Annotated in this window: 25 protein-coding genes; 11 read left to right on the top strand and 14 right to left on the bottom strand. The window is 67.4% G+C overall.

Features of this window, described 5'->3' with window-relative positions; all coding sequences use genetic code 11:
- Positions 1-7: 7 nt before the first annotated feature.
- Positions 8-145 carry a hypothetical protein gene (locus ACWEQQ_RS17530; protein WP_452348892.1) on the bottom strand — a complete coding sequence of 46 codons (138 nt, stop codon included), beginning with the start codon at positions 143-145 and terminating at the stop codon, positions 8-10.
- 396 nt (positions 146-541) lie between these two features.
- Here ACWEQQ_RS17530 and ACWEQQ_RS17525 point away from each other — a divergent pair, with 396 nt between their 5' ends.
- Both ACWEQQ_RS17525 and ACWEQQ_RS17520 read left to right on the top strand, forming a co-directional pair.
- Positions 542-1,546, top strand: coding sequence for a metallophosphoesterase family protein (locus ACWEQQ_RS17525; protein WP_452348891.1), 1,005 nt, complete (start codon positions 542-544; stop codon positions 1,544-1,546).
- Between the two features lie 476 nt (positions 1,547-2,022).
- Entirely contained in the window at positions 2,023-3,483 is a 1,461-nt protein-coding gene (locus ACWEQQ_RS17520) for a class I adenylate-forming enzyme family protein (protein WP_452348890.1), read from the top strand.
- On the opposite strand, the gene ACWEQQ_RS17515 is transcribed toward ACWEQQ_RS17520, so the two are convergent.
- A complete protein-coding gene (locus ACWEQQ_RS17515; RefSeq protein WP_452342130.1) occupies positions 3,480-3,734 on the bottom strand; it encodes an acyl carrier protein in 255 nt (84 codons plus the stop codon). The two genes, ACWEQQ_RS17520 and ACWEQQ_RS17515, sit on opposite strands and share 4 nt — an antisense overlap.
- A gap of 80 nt (positions 3,735-3,814) precedes the next feature.
- Between ACWEQQ_RS17515 and ACWEQQ_RS17510 the strand changes: the two genes are divergently transcribed.
- A complete protein-coding gene (locus ACWEQQ_RS17510) occupies positions 3,815-5,095 on the top strand; it encodes a phthiocerol/phthiodiolone dimycocerosyl transferase family protein (protein ID WP_452348889.1) in 1,281 nt (426 codons plus the stop codon).
- Positions 5,096-5,294: 199 nt separating this feature from the next.
- Positions 5,295-5,624, top strand: coding sequence for a hypothetical protein (locus tag ACWEQQ_RS17505; protein WP_452348888.1), 330 nt, complete (start codon positions 5,295-5,297; stop codon positions 5,622-5,624).
- A 93-nt stretch (positions 5,625-5,717) separates the two neighbouring features.
- Here the strand turns inward: ACWEQQ_RS17505 and ACWEQQ_RS17500 are convergent, their stop codons facing one another.
- Both ACWEQQ_RS17500 and ACWEQQ_RS17495 read right to left on the bottom strand, forming a co-directional pair.
- Positions 5,718-6,023 (bottom strand): hypothetical protein, encoded by a 306-nt coding sequence (locus ACWEQQ_RS17500; RefSeq protein ID WP_452348887.1) that lies wholly within the window; start codon positions 6,021-6,023, stop codon positions 5,718-5,720.
- Entirely contained in the window at positions 6,010-6,399 is a 390-nt protein-coding gene (locus ACWEQQ_RS17495; protein ID WP_452342134.1) for a hypothetical protein, read from the bottom strand. The genes ACWEQQ_RS17500 and ACWEQQ_RS17495 overlap by 14 nt, the downstream gene beginning before the upstream one ends.
- Positions 6,400-6,578: 179 nt before the next feature.
- On the opposite strand from ACWEQQ_RS17495, the gene ACWEQQ_RS17490 reads away from it, so the two are divergent.
- The 5 genes from ACWEQQ_RS17490 to ACWEQQ_RS17470 all read left to right on the top strand — a co-directional run bounded on the left by ACWEQQ_RS17490 (position 6,579) and on the right by ACWEQQ_RS17470 (position 11,904).
- On the top strand, positions 6,579-7,478 hold the full coding sequence (locus ACWEQQ_RS17490; protein WP_452348886.1) for a helix-turn-helix domain-containing protein: 900 nt from the start codon (positions 6,579-6,581) through the stop codon (positions 7,476-7,478).
- Positions 7,468-7,677, top strand: coding sequence for a DUF397 domain-containing protein (locus ACWEQQ_RS17485; protein WP_452348885.1), 210 nt, complete (start codon positions 7,468-7,470; stop codon positions 7,675-7,677). The genes ACWEQQ_RS17490 and ACWEQQ_RS17485 overlap by 11 nt, the downstream gene beginning before the upstream one ends.
- A 265-nt stretch (positions 7,678-7,942) precedes the next feature.
- Positions 7,943-9,139 (top strand): SPFH domain-containing protein, encoded by a 1,197-nt coding sequence (locus tag ACWEQQ_RS17480; RefSeq protein ID WP_452348884.1) that lies wholly within the window; start codon positions 7,943-7,945, stop codon positions 9,137-9,139.
- Positions 9,140-10,317: 1,178 nt separating this feature from the next.
- Positions 10,318-11,379, top strand: coding sequence for a hypothetical protein (locus ACWEQQ_RS17475; protein WP_452348883.1), 1,062 nt, complete (start codon positions 10,318-10,320; stop codon positions 11,377-11,379).
- 24 nt (positions 11,380-11,403) lie between these two features.
- Entirely contained in the window at positions 11,404-11,904 is a 501-nt protein-coding gene (locus tag ACWEQQ_RS17470; RefSeq protein WP_452348882.1) for a hypothetical protein, read from the top strand.
- 5 nt (positions 11,905-11,909) lie between these two features.
- Here ACWEQQ_RS17470 and ACWEQQ_RS17465 read toward each other — a convergent pair whose 3' ends face one another.
- From ACWEQQ_RS17465 to ACWEQQ_RS17455, 3 genes are read right to left on the bottom strand one after another with little or no spacing between them, the layout of a single operon-like run.
- Positions 11,910-12,605: an HAD family hydrolase gene (locus ACWEQQ_RS17465; protein ID WP_452348881.1), complete on the bottom strand. Its 696-nt coding sequence runs from the start codon at positions 12,603-12,605 to the stop codon at positions 11,910-11,912.
- Entirely contained in the window at positions 12,602-13,558 is a 957-nt protein-coding gene (locus tag ACWEQQ_RS17460; RefSeq protein WP_452348880.1) for a methyltransferase, read from the bottom strand. The genes ACWEQQ_RS17465 and ACWEQQ_RS17460 overlap by 4 nt, the downstream gene beginning before the upstream one ends.
- Positions 13,559-13,616: 58 nt before the next feature.
- A complete protein-coding gene (locus tag ACWEQQ_RS17455; RefSeq protein WP_452348879.1) occupies positions 13,617-14,477 on the bottom strand; it encodes a YdcF family protein in 861 nt (286 codons plus the stop codon).
- Positions 14,478-14,749: 272 nt separating this feature from the next.
- On the opposite strand from ACWEQQ_RS17455, the gene ACWEQQ_RS17450 reads away from it, so the two are divergent.
- On the top strand, positions 14,750-15,598 hold the full coding sequence (locus ACWEQQ_RS17450) for a bifunctional 5,10-methylenetetrahydrofolate dehydrogenase/5,10-methenyltetrahydrofolate cyclohydrolase (RefSeq protein ID WP_452348878.1): 849 nt from the start codon (positions 14,750-14,752) through the stop codon (positions 15,596-15,598).
- 87 nt (positions 15,599-15,685) lie between these two features.
- On the opposite strand, the gene ACWEQQ_RS17445 is transcribed toward ACWEQQ_RS17450, so the two are convergent.
- Both ACWEQQ_RS17445 and ACWEQQ_RS17440 read right to left on the bottom strand, forming a co-directional pair.
- Positions 15,686-16,432 (bottom strand): L,D-transpeptidase, encoded by a 747-nt coding sequence (locus ACWEQQ_RS17445; RefSeq protein ID WP_452342144.1) that lies wholly within the window; start codon positions 16,430-16,432, stop codon positions 15,686-15,688.
- Between the two features lie 203 nt (positions 16,433-16,635).
- Complete coding sequence (locus tag ACWEQQ_RS17440) at positions 16,636-17,274, bottom strand: cyclodeaminase/cyclohydrolase family protein (RefSeq protein ID WP_452342145.1); 639 nt, start codon at positions 17,272-17,274, stop codon at positions 16,636-16,638.
- A 126-nt stretch (positions 17,275-17,400) separates the two neighbouring features.
- On the opposite strand from ACWEQQ_RS17440, the gene ACWEQQ_RS17435 reads away from it, so the two are divergent.
- Complete coding sequence (locus ACWEQQ_RS17435) at positions 17,401-18,438, top strand: LLM class F420-dependent oxidoreductase (RefSeq protein WP_354832004.1); 1,038 nt, start codon at positions 17,401-17,403, stop codon at positions 18,436-18,438.
- Positions 18,439-18,531: 93 nt separating this feature from the next.
- Here ACWEQQ_RS17435 and ACWEQQ_RS17430 read toward each other — a convergent pair whose 3' ends face one another.
- From ACWEQQ_RS17430 to ACWEQQ_RS17410, 5 genes are all read right to left on the bottom strand, one after another.
- Positions 18,532-18,861 (bottom strand): STAS domain-containing protein, encoded by a 330-nt coding sequence (locus tag ACWEQQ_RS17430; protein WP_452342203.1) that lies wholly within the window; start codon positions 18,859-18,861, stop codon positions 18,532-18,534.
- Between the two features lie 197 nt (positions 18,862-19,058).
- On the bottom strand, positions 19,059-21,362 hold the full coding sequence (locus ACWEQQ_RS17425; RefSeq protein WP_452342147.1) for a SpoIIE family protein phosphatase: 2,304 nt from the start codon (positions 21,360-21,362) through the stop codon (positions 19,059-19,061).
- Between the two features lie 87 nt (positions 21,363-21,449).
- Positions 21,450-22,103, bottom strand: coding sequence for a SpoIIE family protein phosphatase (locus ACWEQQ_RS17420; protein ID WP_452342148.1), 654 nt, complete (start codon positions 22,101-22,103; stop codon positions 21,450-21,452).
- A complete protein-coding gene (locus ACWEQQ_RS17415; RefSeq protein ID WP_452342204.1) occupies positions 22,096-22,509 on the bottom strand; it encodes an ATP-binding protein in 414 nt (137 codons plus the stop codon). The genes ACWEQQ_RS17420 and ACWEQQ_RS17415 overlap by 8 nt, the downstream gene beginning before the upstream one ends.
- On the bottom strand, positions 22,499-22,888 hold the full coding sequence (locus tag ACWEQQ_RS17410) for an STAS domain-containing protein (RefSeq protein WP_452342149.1): 390 nt from the start codon (positions 22,886-22,888) through the stop codon (positions 22,499-22,501). Before ACWEQQ_RS17410 ends, ACWEQQ_RS17415 begins: the two co-directional genes overlap by 11 nt.
- Position 22,889 lies beyond the last annotated feature (1 nt).

Genomic DNA, 22,889 nt, shown 5'->3' with positions numbered 1-22,889 from the left:
TGGCCGTTCATGCGTGCATGGCAGCGTCCTCTTCTGCCGCGAGGCGCGCGGTTTCGAGTGGAAGGATCGCTGAAGCGGTGCCGAACAGCGCCAGGGCGTAGAAACCAGTCACGATGTCGCCATTCATGTTCTCGGTGATGGGCAAACTGGTTATTGCGGTGAGGTACAGCCGACGACGATAAGGGTGGCAACCAACTTGATCTGTGAATACCGTTTCTGCCGTGCCGATGTCACAACCGATCCCGCCCCCAATGTGCTCACAGCGGGAGCTTACAAGTTGCGCGGGCCGCAGGGCTCGGTCAGTAATTCAAGCCCCGCCACTTCCCGCGTTGAGCGGTCGGCATGAGCCCCGAATGATCAATCGGCATAGCACTTCCCGCCTCCCGTACTGCTGACCACGCCGCTCACACCGGCCGGTTCGGAATGGCCGGCGGCGAGACCGACTGCGGCCCAGAGGTATCCGTTACTGCCGGATGCTGTGCGGTTCACAACCGCGATATTCCTTTGCTCGCTGAGGCGATCCGCGGCTACCGTCGTCCGGATGCGGCGCACCGTCATCATCGGCGATATCCATGGCTGCTTCGATGAGCTACTCGAGCTACTCGAGAAGGTCGAACTCACCGCGGACGACCTCCTCGTCAGCGTCGGTGATCTGGTCGACCGCGGCCCGAAACCACACCAGGTGGTCACCCTTTTCCGTGAACGCCCGAACTCGGTGGTGCTCATGGGCAACCATGAACGTAAACATGTCCGCGGGATCTTCTCCTACGCCCAGGAAATCACCCGACTGCAGACCGGCGATGGTTACGCCGACATGGTCGACTGGATGCGGACGCTCCCGTACTACTTCGAAAACGAACATGTCCGCGTCGTCCATGCCGGCATGGTGCCCGGCATCCCGCTCGAGGACCAGCGTGCGGAGGTGCTGTGCGGTTCCACTCGCGGTGAACGTGAACTCAGCGCTCTGTTCCCGGACAGCGTCTGGCACGACCACTACACCGATGCCAAGCCAATCGTGTTCGGACACCACGTAACCGGCAGCGAGCCACTGATTCGCGACAACCGGATCTTGGGCCTGGACACCGGGGCCTGCCACGGCGGAACCCTGACCGCACTCAGCCTGCCGGACTTCGCGATTCACTCGGTGCCGGCGCATACCGATCACTGGTCACAGGTCAGGCGCCAATGGCAGCTACCAGTCCTGAAGACCAAACCGTGGGCCGACTACACCTGGCCGGAACTGAGCGAGGCAATCGCGCGATTCTCCTCGTCACCCGATTCCGCCACCCGCGCCTGGCTGACAGCGGTCGAGGAATGGGCAGCCGAGCTCCAGTCGGCGTTCCCCGCTCTTGTTGCCGCCGCCCACCACGCCGCCGACGGACTCGACACCGATCAGCTACGACAGCATCCCGCCGCACCGTTCCTGTTCCAAGCCCGCCACAACCGGCTTGATCTGCGAAGCCTGATCCGGCAATGCGTCACTCCCCGCAGAACGATAAACCTCGCAACCGCACTGGATTTCGACGTGCCCGAACTACCCGGATAGTCGAAACACCCGGATCAACTCGGCCCGGCTACTATACGGCCGCAGCGCATTTCCATTCCGCTGGTCGCCCGACCGTGGGGTCTGACATGCCGAATTCAATGGCTGTTTGCTTCGTTCGCTTCCCGGCGCCGAGCTCGAGAACACTCGGACCCTTGGCCTTCGATGATCGATAGCACGGTGTTGTCAGCGGAGAAGAACTCGTCGCGTATACGGAAATCGATTGCGACAGGACAGAATTGAGGTGCTGTCGCCTGGACTTGAACTGAGCCTCCTTGTCTCGCTGGTCCTTTTGGCGGCGGCATGCGGCCATTTTCAATGGCGACCACGATAACGGCTTGGTTTGGAACTGGCAGAAGCTTTGATGTTCGATACCGGCGTTCTCCAACTGACTTGCCGGCGTGATCGCTGACGGCTTGTAGATGCCGCATCCCACTTCTATCCTTACGAACAGAGGGGGCGGACCCTGCGGAGTAGAGATGATCTACGACAACCTGCTCGCGCTGACAGCGCGGGCACCGATCACCAGCGGATTGCGGCAGGGTGAAGCATTTACGCCCTACGCCGCTTTGGTCGAGCGGATCGGCCGGCTCGCCGCCGGCCTTGTCGACCGTGGGATCGGGCGCGGTGATCCCGTTGCCCTGCTGATTCCGAACTCGCCCGATCTTTTCGTGACCGCCCACGCGCTCTTCGCCATCGGCGCCATCGCGATGCCTCTGGGCGAGACGGCCACGCGATCCGAACTTGCCGCACTCGCGCAGAAGACCGGACCCCGCGCAGTCATCTCAACTCCCGGTCTTGCCGTTGTTGCCGAGACACTGATCGCAGATGCGGCCCCCGGCATTCCCTTGCTCTTGACGAGTGCCCTTCCCGAAGGAAACGCAACCGCCCAGCTGCCGAAACTGGGAGGCGATACAACGGCGCTCTACCTCTTCTCGTCCGGCTCGACCGGGTTGCCCAAGGTGGTGCCGCACACCCATGCCGAACTCGTCGCTGATGGTGAACGAGCCAGCACAGCCTGGGAAATTCAGCCGGACGATGTCGTCGTGGACATTCTGCCGGGCAACTTCTCGCTGGGCTTCTTACTGGGCGCTACGCAAACCGTCGCCGGCGGTGCGACGACGCTCTATTGGAGCGATCGCCTGCCGCTGGCGCTTTCGCGCAAGAAGCTGCTCGACACCATGGTCCGCGAGCGCGTCACCGTCATGGGCGCCGTTCCGGCAATGTACGAAATCGTCACCGGTCAGACCGGCAGTTTCGACCTCGGCATGCGCCTGGCCTTCTCGGGCGGCGTCGCACTGAAACGACCGATCTTCGAAGCGGTGCGCGAGCGCCTGGGTACCCCACTTCGTCAGGATTACGGCTCGACCGAAGCGAGCATGTTCTCGCACAACAACTCCGCCGATCTCGACGCGAGCTGGGCCTCGGTGGGCAAGCCCGCGGGCGACGCCAGGGTCCGCATCGTCCCGTTCGACACCGAATTCGGCCCAGCCGTCGGCGAAATGGAAATCAGATCATCCTCGCTCATGCAGGGCTATCTCGGCGATGCCGTGGCCAATGCCGAGGCGTTCGATGAGGGCTGGTTCCGGACCGGCGATCTGGCCTCGCTCGATGAAGAAGGTCGCATCTTCATCCGTGGCCGCAGCAAGCTGTTGATCGAGGTATCCGGCTACAAGATCGACCCCATCGAGGTGGAGGAGACGCTCATGACCTTGCCTGCTGTCGCCGAAGCCGCAGTGGCGGGTCTGCCGGACTCGCGCAACGGCAATCGGCTGATCGCGTTTGTCGTCAAAGGGGCGGAGGTGTCGGCCGATGAGTTGATCCGCTATGCCCGCGAAAGGCTATCGGTTCAGAAAGTCCCGGACGAGATCGCGTTCATCGACGCACTGCCGCGGAGCGCGGCCGGCAAGGTGCTCCGTGCGCGGCTGCGCGAGCTCTAGGCGGGCTGAGCCGCTCGCTGCGAAACATAGGCCGCTATGTTCGCAGGCGATTCGAATAGCTCCGGCCGTATCTCCGTGTCCGGGATGCTGATCTTGAATCGTTCCTCGAGGAAATACACAAGTTTTACCAAACTGATCGAGTCCAGCAGGCCTGCCTCGAGCAAAGGGGTCTCGCGATCGACCGGCGAACCGCCGGTTTCGGCCACCATGGCGGAGATATACTCGACTATCGGTCGTTCGACATCGTTCATCACTGAGTCCCTTATGTAGTCGGCATGCTAGCCAATTTCAGCGCGACCTGGAATGGTATTCGAAAACGTGGGAGGAAGGCTTGGGCGATACACGTCCGCTGGGCGAAAAGGAACAACTGCTCAGCCATTTGCATGTACACGGCGGGCTGATCACCATGCAGGTGCTGCATGTGCGCGGCCGCCTCGATCCGGCGCTGGTGACGGGCGCGCTCGCCTGGCTACAGACCCAGCACCCTATCCTTCGCGCTCATATCCGCTACGGCAAGCTCGTCTGGCGACACATGCCGTTCTTCGCCTATCGCCTGCCCTGGTTCGACACCGAGGGCACGACGGAGATCCCGTTGAACGTGCTCGACGACACCGACCCGGACGCTTGGCGCACGGTTTTCGCCTCTGAGATCCGCACACCGATCCCGAAGGGCAACCATCCGCGCTTGCGGATAACGCTGGTGCGGCAGTCGCCCGACGCCGACCTCAACCACATCCTCATTTGCGCCGATCACGCGACGCTCGACGCCCAGTCCGCCAACATGCTCGCTCGCCAGCTTCTCGAGTTCCTCGCCGATCCAGCCGCGGCGCAACTCAAACGCCCGCTCGACACCACGTTGCCCCCGTCGATCGAGGACAGCCTGCTCAGCAAGTCCGGCAATGGCAAGAAGACCACCTATACGCCGGCTATTCGGCTACCCAAGCAGGTGGTACCCGACCGGAAGAAAGAAACGCGAGTACTGGCACGTCGCCTCGAGCCCGGCGTAACGGCAACGCTCATGGATGCCGTCAAAGCCAACAGAACGACGCCTCACGGTGCGGTAACGGCAGCCTTCCTGCTTGCCATGCGCGAGCGGTACAGGCTCGATGCCATGACCGTGTTGACCACGGTCGACCTTCGTCGCCTCAGTAGACTCGCGCGGCCGCGCGAGACCTTCGGTTGCTATGTCGACATCCTGCGCACCGAGCACCCGATAGCCGACGACTTCTGGGCAACCGCCCGTGACGTCTCGTTCAAGCTGATCGCCGCGCTGGCCAAGGACCACGAGTCCGCCTCGATGATGAAGTTTCCGGGATGGGAGGTGTATCGGCACGAAGCCGGCCCAGGGATCCGGAACAACCGGCGCCTCGACGGACTTGCTGTGACCACGACCGGCGAGTCCGGCCTGCAGGCCGGCTACGGCGACTACACGCTCGAGGACGTCACCAGGGCCGTTTCGCTCGACATGTTCGGCCCATCACTGTTCGTGATCGCCAACGAGCGGCTCGGTGGCCTCGACCTCAGCGTCGGGTACTCGGCACTTGCGATGAGCGATGACGAGGTATCCAAGCTCACCGACAACGTAGTGGCCCGGCTCGAGCTGGCTGGATAGAGCGCCACGCCGATCGCAGCACGCTCGGCGTCGTGGACGAGGTCCCGGAGGCCGACCTGGCCGGCCGCCGAGTCGTCATCTGGCGCGGGCGGATTCGAGTCCTTCGAGAGCGCCCTCGCTGATGAGGTTGTTCGCTGGCCGACCCGTCGATGCGATCGAAACCGTGCCGTCCGCGGACCGCGGTGGTGGGATGGGTGCTATGAGCTTCCCTCGGCGGGCCGGGCCGGTCGTGATCCTCGCCTCGCTGGCGCTCGTGGCCGGGTGCGGGCCGGACAACGATGCCTACGTCGCTCTGCAGAACGCCATGAAGGAGAACATCACCGCCAAGGACCACCGGCCGGTGCGGTCGGTGTCGTGCACACCGCATGTCCACGACACGATGCGAGAGGAGACCGCGCATCTGAAATGCGTCGTGGTGTTCACCGATGGCTCGTCGTATACCGCCAATGCGGTGATCCAGAACCAGAATTCCGGCGGCAGGCACAACATGCCGGATGCCTACAGCTGGGACCGTCCTCCTGCGCAGTGAGGTGCTCCGCACAGCTGCTTCGACGGGGCAGGCTGTCGACCAGTCATCGGAGACCTGCTCGGCCAGGTGCCCGCATCGACCCGCTGGCCGGATTCAGTTCACGGGCACCGTGTGGCGGTCGATGACGTCGTCGATCGGTCGGTCGGCGGCATCGTGGCTCGCGGGTTCGGCGCCGTCGAGGATGGTGTCGAGAATGGCGGCGCGGTCGAGTGTGGCTGGGAGGCGGTGGCATTCGCGAGCGCTGACGATGACCGCGTGCAGCAGCGTTGCGTAGACGCGGGAGCGGGGGACGGTCAAGCGCCGGCCGTGGCGTTCGCGGTCGCGCAGACGGGTTTCGATGGTGTCGAGGACGTCCTGGATGACCTGGATCTCGATCAGGTCCGGGTCATCGCAGGGCATGGCGACCACCGAAAAGCAGTGTGCTGTAGCCGAATACCGCGGCACGTAGCAGGGTGAACAGGGATCTGTGTGCCGACGGCGGTGTTCGCGCCGCCCGGGGGTCGAGGACCATGCGCCCGGATGTGACCAGGGCGGTGCGCGCCCGCCAACGCACCGCACAGGTGTCGACTCCGCATTGGAGATGCAGTTGCATCGCGATATGTGCTTGTGCGGCAGTCAGTTCGCCGGGATCGGAGTAGCACGACCACAGCCCGCGCACCGAATACCCGACCGTAGCGCTCTCCTTCGATGGAGGTTCGGGGTCGGCGGCTTGTCGCTTCTCTCGTTCGATGCGGTCGATGATCGCCTGCACAGACCACGGGTTGTTGCTGGACATAGTCACCTACCTGTGTGCCGTCGTTGGAGCCCAAGCACACCACCGAGGACGTTTCTGAAAACGCGGAATCTGAATATTCAGATTAGGTAGTCTGAAATCCCAAGGCGGGATGCGGATCCACCGCGATGCAGCATTCAGATTCTGTTGGCGGATGTATTCACTTTTCAGGGGGAGCATCGATGGCAGAGGATGTGTCGCCGACCCTGTTGCGGCGGCAACTGGGTCGGTTTCTGCGCGAACGGCGTCAGGCGACCGGGCTGACCCTCGAACAGGCGGCGGTCCAGGTTCAGCTCAGCTTCAACGCATTACAACGGCTCGAGGCCGGTCGCACGGTCAAGCCGCGGCGGCAGGACGTGCGGGAGCTGTGCATGCTCTACGAGGTGGATGCCGACGAGACCGAGCAGGCGGTCGGTCTGGCGTTCCGGGCGGCGACGGCCAAGGACGAGGACGGGATCTTCTCCCTCGGCGGGCTTTTCAGTGATGCGTTCAACATGTATGTCGGCATGGAGCGTTCCGCCCGCCGTCTGGTCACCTACCAGGAACAGATACCCGGACTGCTGCAAACTTCTGACTACGCGCGTGCGGTGTTCCGCGCCTTCCCGGGCTTCGAGAACGATGAAGACATCCAGCGGCGCATCGATATTAGGTTGAAGCGTCAGGTGATCGTGACCCGCAAAGCCAATCCGCTGGCGGTCGAAGTGTTGCTGAACGAAGCGGCGCTGCACCGGGTCGTCGGTGGCAAGCGGGTGATGGCCGCGCAGCTCGAGCATCTCGCCGACCTGAGTACCAGGTCGAACGTGACCCTGCGGGTCCAACCGTATGCGGCCGGGTACACCTGGGGTTTCCAGCACGGCCCGTTCGTGCTGTTGGACTTCGGCACCGACGCCAGGAACAACCAGGTCGAGCCACCTGTCGTCTACGTCGAGGGTCGGCTGACCAGCGATCTGTACGTTGAGAGGCTCGAGGACGTCCAGCGATACAGTGAGTTGGCCGAGGCCATTCGGGCCGAAACGCTCGATGAAGTGCGAACGCGAGACCTGGTCCGCCAGATAGCAAGGGAGTTCGATCGTGAACGGTGACCTGTCCGGGGCACGCTGGTTCAAGAGCAGCCGCAGCGAAACCGGTTCCCAATGTGTGGAGGTCGCGTTCCTCGATTCGGGCAAGGTCGGGATTCGCGACTCCAAGAACGCGACCGGCCCAGCGCTGGTGTTCGCCCCCAGCGAGTGGGACGCCTTCACCGCCGGTGTGGTGGCCGGGGAACTCGACTCTCCCGCCTGATCCAGCCGTCCGGATCCACTTCTCCGGCAAGATCGTTTGGCTCGGTGGCGGGATCGCGACGATGAGCTCCGGGCGCGACGGGGATTTGGTAGCGGATTGATATGGCCCGCGCGGGAAAGCCCGCGCGGGCCATGGTCGTTCATGAATGATTAACACTGCCTGTGGTTGGCTCGATAGCCACACGACGGTGACCGCGCGCGCCGGCGACCCTGTGCCATACTCGGCCGGGGTCGGGCGCAGCGCCCGAGGGAGGAAAGAGAACTCAATGGGCCTGTTCGACATGATCCGCGGCGAATTCGTCGACGTCATCGAATGGTTGGATGACACTCGCACCACGCTGGCGTGGCGGTTTCCCCGCTACGAGAACGAGATCAAGAACGGCGCGGAACTGATCGTCCGGGAGGGGCAGCAGGCGGTCTTCGTCTACCGCGGGCAGCTGGCCGACAAGTTCGGTCCCGGCCACTACCAGCTGACCACCGAGAACATGCCGATCATGTCCACCCTGCAGGCCTGGCGGCACGGCTTCAACTCGCCGTTCCGGTCCGAGGTGTACTACGTGAACACTCGCGCCGTCACCGACATGCGCTGGGGCACACCGCAACCGGTCACCGTGCGTGACCCCGACTTCCGCATGGTGCAGATCCGCGCCAACGGCACCGCGAACGTCCGCGTCACCGACATCGAGGTGTTCCTGCGCCAGATGATCGGCACCAATGCCGAGGTCGACGCCGACGTGCTCAGCGAGCAGCTGCGCGCCAATGTCGCGCTGGCCTTCTCCGACATGGTGCTGGCCAGCGGCCTGGGCGCCATCGATCTGCAGGGCCGCCAGGTCGAATTGTCCGACAAGCTGCGCGAATTCGTCGGTCAGCGGCTGTCCGGCTTCGGTATCGGGGTCGAGGGCGTCACCATGACGATCTCCCTGCCGGAGGAGATCCAGCAGGCCATGACCCGCGGCGTGGCGCGCGGCGTCGAAGCCGGCGGCTTCATGAACAATGTCGACCTCAACCGCTATCAGCAGATGCAGGCCGCCGACGCCATGCTCGCCGCCGCCCAGAACCCCGGCGGCGGAATGGGAGCCGCCATGCAGGCCGGTATGGGCGTGGTCCTCGGCGGCCAGATGGCCGGCGCCATGCAGGGCAGCATCGCCCAGCCCCAGCAACCCGGTTACGCCCAGCCCCAGCAGGGTGGCTACGCGCAGCCCGCCGCGCCCCAGCAGGCGGCCCCGCCGCCGCTCCCCGGCCAGCAGCAGTTCCACTTCGACAACGCCGGCCAGGCCGCGGGACCGTTCCCCATCGACCAACTACGCCAGTACGTCTCGTCCGGCCAGCTGACCCGCGACACGAACGTCTGGACCGAGGGCATGCCCGGCTGGCAACCCGCCGGCTCCGTCCCCGCCCTCCAGCCCCTCTTCGCCACCCCGCCCCCGCTCCCGGGCACCCCGCCGCCCCTGCCCCCGCAGTAGCAGCCTCTCCACCCGGCCCGGCCGACCCGGCCCGGCCGCACCCGTCGGCACCCTCGACTGCCGACGGGTCCGCCGCCGTACCCGCGCCGCCGGAACCAACGCCCGACAACTCGGTGCGTCCCGAAATCCCTTCCACCGCAATGCGTGACCCTCGAGTCCGCCGCACCGAGTGAGCCCAGATGAACGACAACCAGCCCCCACACCCCTCCGGCCCGCCGCCGCTCCCGGGTAGCGACCCGGCCACCCCACGCCCGGCCGACCCTCAACCCTGGACGCCCCCGCTCCCGGGTCATGATTCGAGCGAGAGTGGTCTCCCGCCGGTGCACGGCATGACGCCGCCCCCACCCGGGCCGAACGCACCCACTGGCGCGCCGCAGTTCGCTCCCGGCGCGGGATCGCCTGTGCCGCCGCAGAATTTCGGGCAGGCTCCGGCCGGTCCTCCTCCGCTGCCGACCTCCGGGCCCGCCGATGGCGGTGTCCCGCCCATGCCCCAACGCGGGGCGGTCCCGCCTCCGCCGGGACTTCCGTCCGCTCCAGGTGGACATGGGGGAGTCCTGCCCATGCCGCAGGCCGCCCCGCCGCAGAACTTCGGCCCGCCGTCGGTCGCTGCTGCCGGGCCGGGAACCGTTGCGCCGCCTCCGCCTCCGCTTCCGGGGTCCGGGGCTCCGGCACGAACGCCGACTCCCATGCCGCCGCCGATTGCCGCAGCTGGATCAGGAGTTGCTGCGCCGCCTTCGCTTGGGACAGGTGGACTTGGCGGGCCGCCGCCACTGCCCGGTGGTCCGGGCGAGCAGCAGGGGAGATGGCCGTCGGCGTCCCTTGCGGCGCCTTCGGCTGCTGCCGGGCCGGGAACCATTGCACCGCCGCCGCTTCCGGTGCCCGGGGTGACGGCGGGGCCGCCGCCGTTGCCGGGTGGGTTCGGGGCGGGGAATCCGGGGCAGGGGCCCATGGGTGCGATGCCGCAGCCTGTGATCGTGGCGCCGGTGATTGTTCCGGGGGTCGGGGATGGCGGGGCGGAAAGTCCCGTGGCGCAGCCGGAGGCGGGGGCGCCGGATCGGGCGATGTTGCATCGGACGGAGTTGACTCGGACGTATCCGTGTTCCTCGTGTGGGGCGCAGTTGGTGTTCGATCCGGTGGGGCAGGATCTGCTGTGTCCCAGTTGCGGGAATCGGTCTCCGGTGACGGCGCCGGATGTGGCGGTGCAGGCTCGGGAGTTGGGGCCGGCGATCGCGGCGTTGCGGGAGTTGCAGGCGCATGCGGCGGGGCCGCAGGTGACGGGGGAGTGGGAGGTGAAGTGCCAGAACTGTGGTGGGACAACCGGGTTCAATGGGAGTCTCACCGCTACTCGGTGCCCGTACTGTGCCACGCCCATTCAGCGTGATGATGTGCACAATGCGCCGGCCCGGCTGCCGGTGGACGGTGTGGTGCCGTTCCGGGTGGGGGAGAAGCAGGCTCGGGAGCTGGTCGAGAAATGGGTGTCGGGGCGGTGGTTCGCGCCGTCGAACTTCCGGAAATATCGGCGGATCGGGGCGTTCTCCAGCCTGTATACCGCGTATTTCACCTACGACGCCGATACCCAGAGCTGGTATCAGGGCGAGCGCGGCGACGACTATCAGGTGCGGGTCGGCACGGATTCGGACGGGGATCCGATCTACGAGACCCGGACCCGGTGGTATCCGGTGGCCGGTGAGGTCGCCAATGAATTCGCGGATCTCCCGGTGCTGGCCAATGACAATCTGAACCGCAACCGGATCCGGGCGCTGGAACCGTGGCCGGTGGAGCAGGCGCGCGCCTATTCACCGGAATTCGTGGCCGGGCACCTGTGCCGCACCTACGACAATGATGCGGAGCAGTCGCTGCCGGAAGCGCAGCAGCGGATGGAGTCGGCGATCGAATCCACCGTGCGCGGCGATATCGGCGGTGACCATCAGCGCATCCACCAGCTCAACACCAACTGGAACTGGCTGGCGTACAAGCATCTACTGCTGCCGATCTGGCTGCTGACGGTCGTCTACATGGACAAGACCTACCAGGTGTACATCAACGGCCTCACCGGCCAGGTGTCCGGCGACCGCCCATGGAGCAAGGTGAAGATCATCGCCGCGATCCTCGCGGTGCTCGCGATCATCCTCACGGTGATCGTGGTGTACAGCAAGGTGCACGGCCATCACACCCCGGCGCATCCGACCGGACCGAGCCACTCGACCGTCGCCCCGCCGCACCCCACCACTCATCGCTGACCGACCGACGAAAGTGAGCCGACCATGTTGATTGTCGTGCTGATCGTGCTGATCGCGATCGGGGCCGCCGTGGGTGGCGTGATGCTGGTGTCCTCCCGCCAGAAGACCGCGATCGCGGCTGCCAACCAGGTCGTCCCCGGCACCCCCACCCGCGCCCCCGTCTCCTGGGCGGGCTCGCACGACCCGGAACCGCGCCTGCACCGCCGCCTGCGCGACGCCATGACGGCCCTGCACACCGCCGATGCCCTGGACGACGCCACCACCATCGTGCTGCGCGCCGAACTCGAGCAGGCCGCCCTGGCGTGGGACGACCGCCTGGTCGCCATGGCCGCCCTGCCCGCCGCCACCCGCGGCGACCAACTGGCGACCGCGACGACGGCGGTGGAATCCATCGAAGCGGCGGTGGCACAGTATGTTTCGGCCGCCACCCAGCGCACCGCCGCCGACGTGAACGCGGGCCTGACCGCTGCCCGGGCGCAGCTCGAGATCCAGGCCGAGATCCGGAAATCGCTCGAGGCGGGCTGAGGGATTCACCCGGCCGGCGAATCCAGTTCCGTCAGTGAGCGAATGACCGTGATCCCGTCGTCCGGGGCGACCCCCGCCCCGCTGCGAACCAGCCAATAGGCCCGCAGCCCGGCATTTCTGGCGCCCAGTGCGTCCCAGTCGTACCTATCGCCGACGTACGCCACCTGCTCCGGCGGCAGCCCGAGCATCTCGCATCCCGCGCGGAAGATCGCCGGATCAGGCTTGGCCGCACCGAATTCGTCCGAGCACAGGATGGCGTCCCCGAAGTGGTGCAGCAGCCCGACCGTGCGCAGCTTCCCGGTCTGATACAGCTGGGAGGCGTTCGACACCACGCCGAGCGCCCTCCGCCCGGCGAACCGCTCCAGTACCGGCGCGGCATCCGGGAACGCCGACCACGCGGAATCGCGGTGTACCGCATAGCGGGCGAACCATGCGACCGGATCGTCGGTCGTCATGCCCAGGTGCGCGAGAAATCGCTCGGTCCGCACCCGCTGCTGCCCCTTGAAGGTGTGTTCACGGGCCAGGAACCGCGGATACTCTTCCTCCTCGATCGCCCGCCACAGCGCCAACGCCGCCTCCGGCGACTCGACGCGATCCAGGAGCTGTTCCGCCGCGAGATGCCGCAGGAATCCGATCCGCACCGTCGCGGAATAGTCGATGAGCGTGTCATCGATATCGAACAGCACACCGCGAATACTCATGCGCGCGTACCGATCACCACGGTCGCCCCCATGTCCTCACACTCCACGATCCGAGCCGACAGCCCGTACTCCCGCATGATCCCGGCGGCGACCGGAGCCTGCTCCTCGCTCTCCTCCACCAGCAGATGCCCACCGGCACAGAGCCATTCGCCCGCCACGGTGGCAATCCGCCGCAGCACGTCCAACCCGTCCGCGCCGCCGTCGAGCGCCCGCCGAGGCTCGTGATCGCGCGCCTCGGGCGGCATCCAGGCAATGTCCTCCGACGGCACATAAGGCGTATTCGCCAGCAGAATATGCACGCGCCCGCGCAGATCCGCGGGCACGGCGTCGAACAGATCGCCCTCCACGACCAGCGCCCCCACCACGCCGAGATTCTCCCGCGCACAAGCCACCGCCGCAGGCTCGATATCGGCCGCAGTCAGCTCGACCCGAATACCTTCCTCCGCTATTTCTTTCGCGAATGCCAATCCCAGAGCCCCGCAGCCACAACACATATCGAGTGCGATCAGTGTCGAATCCGCGTGAGCGACGGTGGTCTCGACCAGGTGCGTGAGCGTTCGTGGCCGGACGGGCTGATGCTCACCGGCAGCGGTACGGGCAGCAGCGATGGTGGTCCCGGCAACAGTCTTACCGGCCGTGCTGTGGTGTGCGATACCAGCGGACACCGGTGGCCGGATCATGCTGCGGCCCAGGGCGATAGCCTGTTCGACCAGAAAGCTCGTGCGTTGTCGTGGGACGAAAACGCCCGGCCCGACGGCAACCCTGAGGCCGCGGAACTCCGCCCACCCCAGCAGATGTTCCAGCGGGAACCCGGCGATGCGCTGCGTGACAAGCGATTCCAGGTGGTCAGCGTCGGTGGCCGCAGCCAGCAGCAGCGCGGCCTCGTCCTCCGCGAACACGCACCCGGCCGCGCGGAGCCGCGCGACCAGCGTTTCGGTGGCGGAAAGAGTCACCACGTCATTGTGCACGCCCGGACGGCCGCCCCGTTCGAGCGGGGTCCGGGCGTGGGGATCAGCGTTCGGCGGGGAGCAGCAAGGTGCGGGTGGTGTCGAGGTAGATGCCGCGCTGGCTGCTGCGCACGGGCGGCGGCAGCTGCGAGACGAGCTGCTCGAGGGAGGTGGTCGCGCCGATGACCGGCATTCCGGCGACGATGAAGTCGGCCACGGCGCGGCGAATGTGGTTGGGGGAGGTCACCACAATGGCGCTGGTCGCGCCCGCGTCCTTCAGCATCTGCGCGCCGAAGAGCGCGTTCTGCACGGTCGACCCGGCGCGGTGGTCGGCCACGATGCGGCTCGCGGGAATGCCGTGCCCGATCAGCCAGCCCTGCATGGCCGCCGCCTCGGTGATCCCGTTCTGCGGATTACCGCCGGTCACCAGGATCGGCGACAGGGGTGAGGCGATCGCCTGCAGCCAGGCCGCCTGCATCCGGTTCACCAGCTCGGGGCGCATGGACCCGTCGGGGAGCAGGCCGTAACCGAGCACCGCGATGCCGGTCTGCGGTCCCGCGATCGCCGGAATCGGATTGGGCAGCGTGCCCACCGCGGCGCCGATGGCCCGGAACAGGGTCCGGGTGTCGTCCGCGAGCCGTCCGTCGATGCCGTTGAGGCGGTTCAGCGCCACCTCGCGGGTGATGATGTCGCCGGTGTAATCCGACCAGATCGCCTGCAGCGCCAGCGCCTGCGCGTCATCCGGTGATTCACTGAGCAATTGGCGCAGGTCGGCCAGCCCGGCCGCCTCATTGCCGGCGGTGAAATTGTCCTGCGCGGAGTTGTACAGCGCTGCGGGGTTCGCGTGCGCGGCGCCGCTGCCGAGAATGGTGAGGGCGGCGGCCGCCGCCGCGAGCATGAGGGAAAAACGCCTGGCGATCTGCACTGCCGTCGACCTTTCGGGGGTGTCACGCATTGCTTGGTTGCTGGCTATCCATGGAAGTAGCTGGCTATTGGCTCCTATCGAATGGAGACACGATACGACTGTCCACCCTGGTTGTCGGGTATTTGCCGAGCTGATTTCGCCGTTTTGCCCGAATCCATCGTGGGAACGCGCGCGAAGCGTGCGGTGTCACCCGTCGTCCCAGGAACGCGCCCGCCCGGCCTCCGGTGTGCGCGGGGAGGGCGCGGCCGGGACTCGGGATAAGCTGTGCACCCGTGGATACGACTTCGCTCATCGGCAAGGAACTCGCCGCCGCCATCAACGCCGACACCAAGCAGCGCGCCGCCGCCCTCACCGAGCAGGGCGCCGCCCCCCGCCTGGCCCTCGTGATCCCGAACGACGACCCCGCCAGCGCCTGGTACGTGAAGTCCCTCAACCGTGCCGCCGAGCGCAATGGAATCGCTTGCGAGAACATCGATCTCGGTGTCGACGCCACCGCCGAGCAGATCCGCGCCAAGCTCACCGAGCTGTCGCAGGACCCGTCGGTGGACGCCATCATGCTGCAGACCCCGCTGCCCAAGGGTGTCGGCCTCGACGACGTCAGCTCCGCCATCGCCGCCGAGAAGGATGTGGACGGCGTCAGCCCGCTTTCACTGGGCCTGCTCGCCGCGGGCCTACCCGGCTTCCCGCCCGCCACCTCCGAGGCGGTCGTGGAACTGGCCAAGTTCCACCAGATCCCGCTCGCCGGCCGGCACGTCGCGGTCGTCGGCCGCTCCAATGTGGTCGGCAAGCCCCTGCTTCAGCTGCTGCTCGCCGAGAACGCGACCGTCACCATCGCCCACTCGCGCACGACCGACCTGCCCGCGGTGACCTCGGCCGCCGACGTCGTCGTCGCCGCGGTCGGCCGCGCGGGCCTCATCACCGCCGACCATGTGCGCGAGGGCGCGGTCGTCATCGATGTCGGCACCAACGAGGACGAGAACGGCAACATCACCGGCGACGTGAACGCGGCCTCGGTGACCGGCAAGGCCGCCGCCCTGAGCCCCGTCCCCGGCGGCGTCGGCCCCGTCACCACCGCACTCCTCATGCGCCACGTGGTCCAGGCCGCCGAGAACGGCCGCTGACAACAGCGAATCAGGGAGCTCTCAGCGCGGGAATCCGTCCGATTCCCCACGCCGGGAGCTCCCTGATCGTGTCCTGACCGGCAATGGTCACCAGTGCGTGGTGACCGGGTCGCCCACGGAGACGTTGTCGAAGTACCACTCGGCGTCGGCGGGGGCGAGGTTGATGCAGCCGTGGCTGACGTTCGAGTTGCCCTGGGAATCCACGGACCAGGGTGCGGAGTGGACGTAGACGCCACCCCAGGTCAGGCGCTCGGCGAACTCCCCGGTGAGCAGGTAGCCCTCCGGATCGTTGAGCGGAATGCCGATGGTCCGGGAGTCGAAGGTGACCGAGCGCTCATGGGACAGCACCGGGAAGGTTCCGACCGGCGTTTCGCGCCCCGGCTTACCCATCGACGCGGGCATGGTGCGGGCGACGCCGTCCACCCAGACCGTGAAGGTGTGCGCCGACATGTCCGCATCGGCGGTGGTCCCGCCATTGGTCTGGAACTTGGCCTGCTCGCGTCCGGCGCTGACCGTGATCGGCGAACGGGCGGGCAGGAGGTTCGCGGGCTGCCACATCAGCTGCCGGTCGTCGATCCAGGTGAAGTGGCCGGCGAGGGAGTCCTGCGCGCGGACGTCGACGGAGCGTTCGGCGGCGGCGCGATCGGTGACCGCGTCGGCGAACTGGACGGTCACGGGGGCGGCGATGCCCACCACCTGACCTGAGGCCGGCGTAATGGCTTGGACGGCTGGGAGATTGGGCGTTTCGAGGGCCGCACCCGCGGCTCCGGTTCCGAACGCGGCCGCCGCGGCGACGAAGCTTGCGACGAACAGGGAGCGAATCGGTTTCCGCATTCTTCCATCCCTTCGAGAGGGTGTGGGGCAGGGTTTCTCAGACTATGACTTGGTCATCAGTCCCATCTGGAAATGTACCCGGTTCGTAACCATTGTCCCGGCGTGGGGGTTATGCGAAGTTCGTATCACCAGGTAGAGGGCCGGAAAATGACTGTGCCCCGTTCCATAACGGAACGGGGCACAGTGCAGGCTGAATTGCGCGGTCAGCGGGTTATGGCCGCGACCACATCGTTGTGCAGGGCATCGGCGCGGGCGATGATCTCCTCGATCTGCTTCAGCACCGGAGCGAACTCGGCGGCGGCCGTGCCGTCCAGCGATGTCACATTGATGGCGATGTTCAGCTGCGAGCTGGCCGCCGCGGACCGGGCGCAGTCGGCCGCCGCGCCGATGTCGGTCACCACGTTGGGGTTGCCGATGGGCAGCAGTTCCGTTGCCAGGGAGACGATTTCGTCGGCCTCGGCGACCACGGCGGCGGGCACCCGGGCGGCCTGCAGCAGCGCGGCGGTGATGGCCTCGCCGCGGGCGGCCTGCTCGGCCTCGGACTCCTTGGGCAGCTTGTAGGCCGCGCCGACCGCGGTGAAGGCGGCGGCGTCGGCGTCGGCCAGGGCCAGGGAGCGCTCGCGGGCCACGTCCGCGGCCGCGATGATGCGGTCGATGACCGGGCGATTCTCGGCATCCTTGGCCCGGGTGGTGTACCGCGCGACCATCGCGACCAGGGCCGCACCCTGGGCCGCGTGCAGCGCCGCGACCGCGCCGCCGCCGGGGGCGGGCACCTTGGCGGCCAGTTCACCCAGGTACCCCCGCAGTGTCGAATCACCGAAGGTGGTGGTGTCCTGAGTCATGAGGGGTGGCCTCCCTTGGCAGTACGGCGAATTCAGGTGATTTCGCCGCTTACCGTACCGGTCGCGGGGCCGTCTGCGGCAACCCGCCCGCTGTCGGTGTGCCGACCGGTGAGTAAGGTCCCGGACATGCGTATCGGACTGTCGATCAATTACACCGACGGCTTCAAGGAGACCGCTGCCGAGGTCGCCGACCTCGAACGGGCGGGCCTCGACATCGTGTTCGTGCCCGAGGCGTATTCGTTCGACGCGGTGAGCGCGCTCGGATACCTGGCCGCGAAGACCGACCGGGTGCAGCTGGCCTCGGGCATCCTGCAGCTCTACACCCGCACGCCCACGCTGACCGCCATGACCGCGGCGGGCCTGGACTACGTCTCCGACGGCCGCTTCATCCTGGGCCTGGGCGCGTCGGGCCCGCAGGTCATCGAGGGCTTCCACGGCGTGAACTACGACGCCCCCATCGGCCGCACCCGCGAGGTGCTCGAGATCTGCCGCAAGGTCTGGAAGCGCGAACGCCTCGAGCACAGCGGCAAGTACTACAACATCCCGCTGCCCGAGGGACAGGGCACCGGCCTGGGCAAGCCGCTCAAGCTCATCAATCACCCTGTGCGCGAGAACATTCCGGTGCTGCTGGCCGCGCTGGGCCCGAAGAACGTGGAGCTGGCGGCCGAGATCGCCGAGGGCTGGCAGCCCATCTTCTTCCTGCCCGAGAAGGCCGACCTGGTGTGGGGCGACTCGCTGAAAGCCGGCCTGGCCAAGCGTGATCCGGCGCTGGGCGACCTCGAGGTGTTCGCCGGCCCCGCGCTCGCCATCGGCGACAATGTCGACAGCTGGCGCGACGGGGTCAAGCCGCACCTGGCCCTCTACATCGGCGGCATGGGCGCCAAGGGCAAGAACTTCTACCACGCGCTGGCCACCAAGTACGGCTACGGCGCCGAGGCCGACCGGATCCAGGAGCTGTACCTGGCGGGCCGCAAGGAAGAGGCCGCCAAGGTGGTTCCGGACGATCTGGTCCGCGACATCAACCTGATCGGTTCGGCCGGATTCGTGAAGGAGCGGATCGCGGCCTTCCGCGAGGCCGGCGTGACCGTGCTGAACGTGGTCCCGATGGCCGGCACCGCGGCCGAGCGCGTGAAGCTGATCGAGCAATTGCGCGAGCTCCTCTGACCGAGCCGTGAACGCCGCGAAGCCGAGTCCGGAATGAACCGGACTCGGCTTCGTCGTTCACGGGTGGCCCGCAGCGGTGTGCGGGCAATACCCTCAGCGCAGCGCGCTGAGCGCTTCGTCCAGGGTGGAATGCAGCGAGAACACCTGGTCCAGGCTGGTCATCTTCAACTGGCGGCTGGTGGCGGGCCCATCGGCCACCACCACGAGGCGGGTGCCCCCGGCGCGCTTGTGGACGCCCACCAGCACCGCCATGCCCGCCGAGGCCAGGAAGCTGACCGGGGACAGGTCGATCACCAGTGCGGCGGGCTTGCCCGCGAGGGCCGCGTCGATCGCGCTCTCGAGGGCGGGGGCGGTCGCCAGATCGACTTCGCCGGTCACGGTGAGCACGGTGGCCTCAGCGTGCGGGGTGACCGAGGTGGTCATCGTCTCGGCGAAGGGATAGCCGTCTCCGGAAGTATTGGTCACGTTTGTTAAATCTGCCATGATCCGTCCGTTCGTGCTGCATCGTCTACCACATCGGTACTGGTTTGGTAGCGGGCGTTATAGCGAAAACCGCAGCTACCGCGCTCTTTCGGAGTCCTCCGAAACCGCCCGCCGAATTTGTGCCGGCGGGCCCAGATTCACATGCGCCCGGCCGCCGAAAATGAAACGGCCATTAGTCGCACCGACATCCGCACTCGGGTGCCCGGACCGGAATTGTCGATGTCGAGCACATCGGTGAGCGCACGCATCATGGCGATGCCGCGGCCCCGGTGACCGGGATCCGCGGGCAGCGGCCGCCACACACCGGTATCGGACACCTCGATGGTGAGAGTGTCCACGCCGCAGTCCGCGCTGAGCCGCACCCGGCCGGGTTCGCCGCCCAGGTACGCGTGCTCGATGCTGTTGCTACAGGCTTCGTTCGCGGCCGCGACCAGATCGACCGCCGTGTCGTGCGGTACCGCGGCGGCGGTGAGCCAGGAACGCAGCGCGCGCCGGATACCGGACAGCTCACGGGCTTCGGCGGGCACGTCCAGGCGCAACGGCCCGGGCGGCTGCCGGTAGACGACCATGGCCACGTCATCGTCGTAGCCGGCGGCGGGCCGCAGCCGCGACAGCACCGAATCGGCCACCTCGCGCGGCAATTGCCCGGCCACGCGCGACAATTCGTCGGCGAGTTCGACGAAGCGGTCATCGATGTCGACCCCGCGCTGCTCGACCAGGCCGTCGGTGAACAGGACCAGGGTGGAGCCCGGAGCCATGGCCGTCGTGGCCTCCGGGCGGCGCGGAATATCGAAGGTGGCCAACGGGACTGCGCGACCGCCCTCCAGCAGCCGGCCGCGCTTGGCGGGCTCGGCCAGCACCGGGGGCATGTGCCCGGCATTGGAGTAGCGCACCAGCCCGCGCACCGGGTCCAGAATGGCCGCGCACACGGTGGTGCACATCGCCCCCGGAATGCGGGAGGCCACCGTGTCCAGTTCGGCCAGCAGCTGGGCCGGGCCGGCGCCGCGCAGCAGCAGAGCCCGTGCGGCCGTGCGCAATTGGCCCATCACCACCGCCGCCGAGAGACCACGGCCGACGCAGTCGCCGACCACGACGCCGATGGTGCCGTCCTCGAGCCGCACCACGTCGTACCAGTCGCCGCCGATCTCCAGCGGGGGCAGGGCGGGCTCGTAGTGCACCGAGAAGCGCGGCGGCAGTTCGATCGGGCCGAGCATGGCGCGCTGCAGGGTGAGCGAGGTGGAACGGGCCTGATCGAAGTTGCGCGCCCGCTGCACGGCCAGGCTCAGATGCCCGACCAGCAGCGAGAACAGCGCCCAGTCACCGGGTGTGATCACGCGTGGCGCGGCGAAGCGCAGCCACAGCGCCGAGTCGCCGCTCTCGCCGAGCGGCGCCACGATGCCCTCCGAACTCGCCGCCCCCTCGGGGATGGCGAACATGGTGCGGCCGGGCTGCAATCGGGCGCGGTCGAGCAGGGCGCGGGCCCGGGCGTCCAGGACGCGCCGGGATTCGCCGCCCTCGGCCGGCTCGGCCTCCCCGCGTCGGCGGATGGGCTGGGTGTCGTGCGGGGCCAGGCCCGCGCCGGTGTACGGATTGTCCTCGGAGACATACAGTTCCGGGCCGGTGTGATGGTTGGGCCAGACCGAGACCACCGCGGCCTCCGCGCCGATAGCGCGCCGCAGTTCCTCCAGGCCGACGGTGAGCACCTCGACCACGCTGGTGGCCGCGCCGACCGCGGTGGCCAGCCGGGAGACCGCCTGGTCGCGGGCCTGGGCGTCGTGCTCGGCGGTCACATCGCGCAGTGTGCCGACGAAAATCCGTTCCCCGTTCTCGGGCTTCACCAGCGAGGACGTCGATACCGCGAGCCAGAGCAGCCGCCCGTCGCGGTGGCGGATGGGCATCACGAAGCGGGCCGCGTCGGTGCCCAGATCCGGGTAGCGCGGTGCCTCGGGCACGGTCCAGGGGTGGGGGAGCGGATACGGAATCCCGTCGGGCCCATAGCCGGTGAGCGCGCCGAACGCCGAGTTGACCTCGACCAGCGTGCCCTGGGCGTCGACGACGAAGAACCCGTCCTGCAGCGACTCCACCAGCGCCGTGCGGAAGGCGTCGCGGCCCGCGAGATCGTCGGCGCGCGAACGCTGTTGCTCGTAGCGCCTGGTCCCGTCCAGGAAGCCGCGGGTGGCGACGTCCAGCGCCGCCATGGTCTGCAGCAGGAACTCCAGCGCCGCCTCGGTGCGGTCGGTGCCGTCGGGCGCGGGCCCGAGGCCCTCGAGTTCGAGCAGCCGGAAGTGATGCTCGGTGAGGTCGAGGATGCTCACGCCCTCCACCAGCGCCCGCCGCCCGAGCTCATAGCCCTCGGCCAGGGTGTTCTGATTGGGGGCGCGCAGGTGCAGCCGGAGCGCGGCGGCGTACGCCTCGCGAAACGCGGCCAGTACCGTACTCACGCTCTGCTCCATGGGCATGAGCGCAGGCCCTGCGTGGTTACGCAAGCTTCCGCCTCCGGGCCTCGACCGCTCATGCCGGGTTCTCGCTCATGGCTTCACACTCGGAATGGGTTGGGAGGGATGGGATTGCCCGCGATGGCGGGCCGCGAGCACGAGCGCGTCGTCGGTGTCCTTGGCGTGGCGGGCCAGGATCTCGGCGGTGATCTCCGCGGTCGGCTTGGACAGGTCGACGGCGTCGGCGAAACTGCTGGTGATGCCGTCGGTGGACATCAGCAGCAGGTCGCCGGGGCGCACGGCCACGGTCTGCGGCTGCAGGTTCGGCGGCAGCAGGTAGCCGACGATGCCGCCCGAGAGCAGGGCCGTGGCGCGGATGGCCGGTTGGCCGGGAGCCGCTGCGACGATGCGGGATTCGACATTGCCGACGCCCAGCCAGTGCACCCGGTCGCGAGAGTCGAACAGCGCCAGCGAGACCGCCGCGCCGCGGGTGTCGGCCATGGCGCGATGGCACAGCAGCAACAGCACATCCAGTGGCTCGGCGCGGTTCTCGGCCAGCACCTGCGCCGCGCGATCGGACGCGTCGGCTGCCGCCGCACCGTGGCCGAGACCGTCCAGTACCGCGAAGAGCACCGAGCCCCCGCCCGCGTCGAGCACGACCGATCGGTCGCCCGAAACCCGTTGCCCGGGCAGTGCGCGACCGGCGACGGCCCATTCGACCGCGCCGATGAAACCGTCCTCACGCACCGGTGGGCACCCACTTCCACATTTCGACGAGGGTGCCTTGTCCCGGCCTGGAATTGATGACCATGCCGTCCATCAGTCGCTTGGCCCCCGGAAGACCCAGTCCCAGACCGCGTCCGGTGGAGAAGCCGTCCTCCATCGCGCGCGGAATGTCGGGAATACCGGGCCCACTGTCCTTGGCCTGCACCACCATCGAGCGCCGGCCGTCCCGATCCTGCACGGCCAGCCGGATCTCCCCGGTGCCCGCGTAGCTCGTGATATTGCGCGCCACTTCGGAAATGGCGGTCGCGATCATGGTGCGATCGGAGAGCGAGAAGCCGAGTTTGGCAGCCAACTCCAGCCCCGCTTGCCGAGCGGTCACGATGTCGTTCGACACGTTCACCGCGATCACCACGTCGTCAGCGGCCACGTTCACGACCGTCTCGTTGGCCTCGGCTCTTGATCTTCTTGTTCAGCCAGGACAGGCCCTCCTCGAGGTCCAGCGCCGTGTGCATGTCCTCGAAGGTGAGCCCCAATTGCACCATCGCGAAAGCGACTTCGGGCTGTAGGCCCACGATGACCGTCTCCGCCCCCCGCAGCTTGGTCATGTGGGCGATGGTACGCAGCGATCTAGCGGCAAAGGAGTCCATTACGTCGATTGCGGTGACATCGACGATGATGCCCTGGGCTCGGTATCTGCTGACGTAGGTCATCAGATCGTCTTGCAGGCGTTCGGTATCCGCGTCGGTGAGCGCTGACTGCACCGACGCAATGAGATAGGTGCCCTGCTTCAGAATGGGTACCGGCATC

This window comes from Nocardia sp. NPDC004123, from assembly GCF_053603795.1.
Note: the sequence above shows the minus strand (reverse complement) of the source record. Positions and strands in the feature narration are given on the sequence as shown.

Coding starts and splice junctions, on each gene's coding strand:
- ACWEQQ_RS17525 (WP_452348891.1), top strand. CDS start 542: ATGCGGCGCACCGTCATCATCGGCGATATCCATGGCTGCTTCGATGAG.
- ACWEQQ_RS17520 (WP_452348890.1), top strand. CDS start 2,023: ATGATCTACGACAACCTGCTCGCGCTGACAGCGCGGGCACCGATCACC.
- ACWEQQ_RS17515 (WP_452342130.1), bottom strand. CDS start 3,734: ATGAACGATGTCGAACGACCGATAGTCGAGTATATCTCCGCCATGGTG.
- ACWEQQ_RS17505 (WP_452348888.1), top strand. CDS start 5,295: ATGAGCTTCCCTCGGCGGGCCGGGCCGGTCGTGATCCTCGCCTCGCTG.
- ACWEQQ_RS17500 (WP_452348887.1), bottom strand. CDS start 6,023: ATGCCCTGCGATGACCCGGACCTGATCGAGATCCAGGTCATCCAGGAC.
- ACWEQQ_RS17495 (WP_452342134.1), bottom strand. CDS start 6,399: ATGTCCAGCAACAACCCGTGGTCTGTGCAGGCGATCATCGACCGCATC.
- ACWEQQ_RS17490 (WP_452348886.1), top strand. CDS start 6,579: ATGGCAGAGGATGTGTCGCCGACCCTGTTGCGGCGGCAACTGGGTCGG.
- ACWEQQ_RS17480 (WP_452348884.1), top strand. CDS start 7,943: ATGGGCCTGTTCGACATGATCCGCGGCGAATTCGTCGACGTCATCGAA.
- ACWEQQ_RS17470 (WP_452348882.1), top strand. CDS start 11,404: ATGTTGATTGTCGTGCTGATCGTGCTGATCGCGATCGGGGCCGCCGTG.
- ACWEQQ_RS17465 (WP_452348881.1), bottom strand. CDS start 12,605: ATGAGTATTCGCGGTGTGCTGTTCGATATCGATGACACGCTCATCGAC.
- ACWEQQ_RS17445 (WP_452342144.1), bottom strand. CDS start 16,432: ATGCGGAAACCGATTCGCTCCCTGTTCGTCGCAAGCTTCGTCGCCGCG.
- ACWEQQ_RS17440 (WP_452342145.1), bottom strand. CDS start 17,274: ATGACTCAGGACACCACCACCTTCGGTGATTCGACACTGCGGGGGTAC.
- ACWEQQ_RS17435 (WP_354832004.1), top strand. CDS start 17,401: ATGCGTATCGGACTGTCGATCAATTACACCGACGGCTTCAAGGAGACC.
- ACWEQQ_RS17430 (WP_452342203.1), bottom strand. CDS start 18,861: ATGACCACCTCGGTCACCCCGCACGCTGAGGCCACCGTGCTCACCGTG.
- ACWEQQ_RS17410 (WP_452342149.1), bottom strand. CDS start 22,888: ATGCCGGTACCCATTCTGAAGCAGGGCACCTATCTCATTGCGTCGGTG.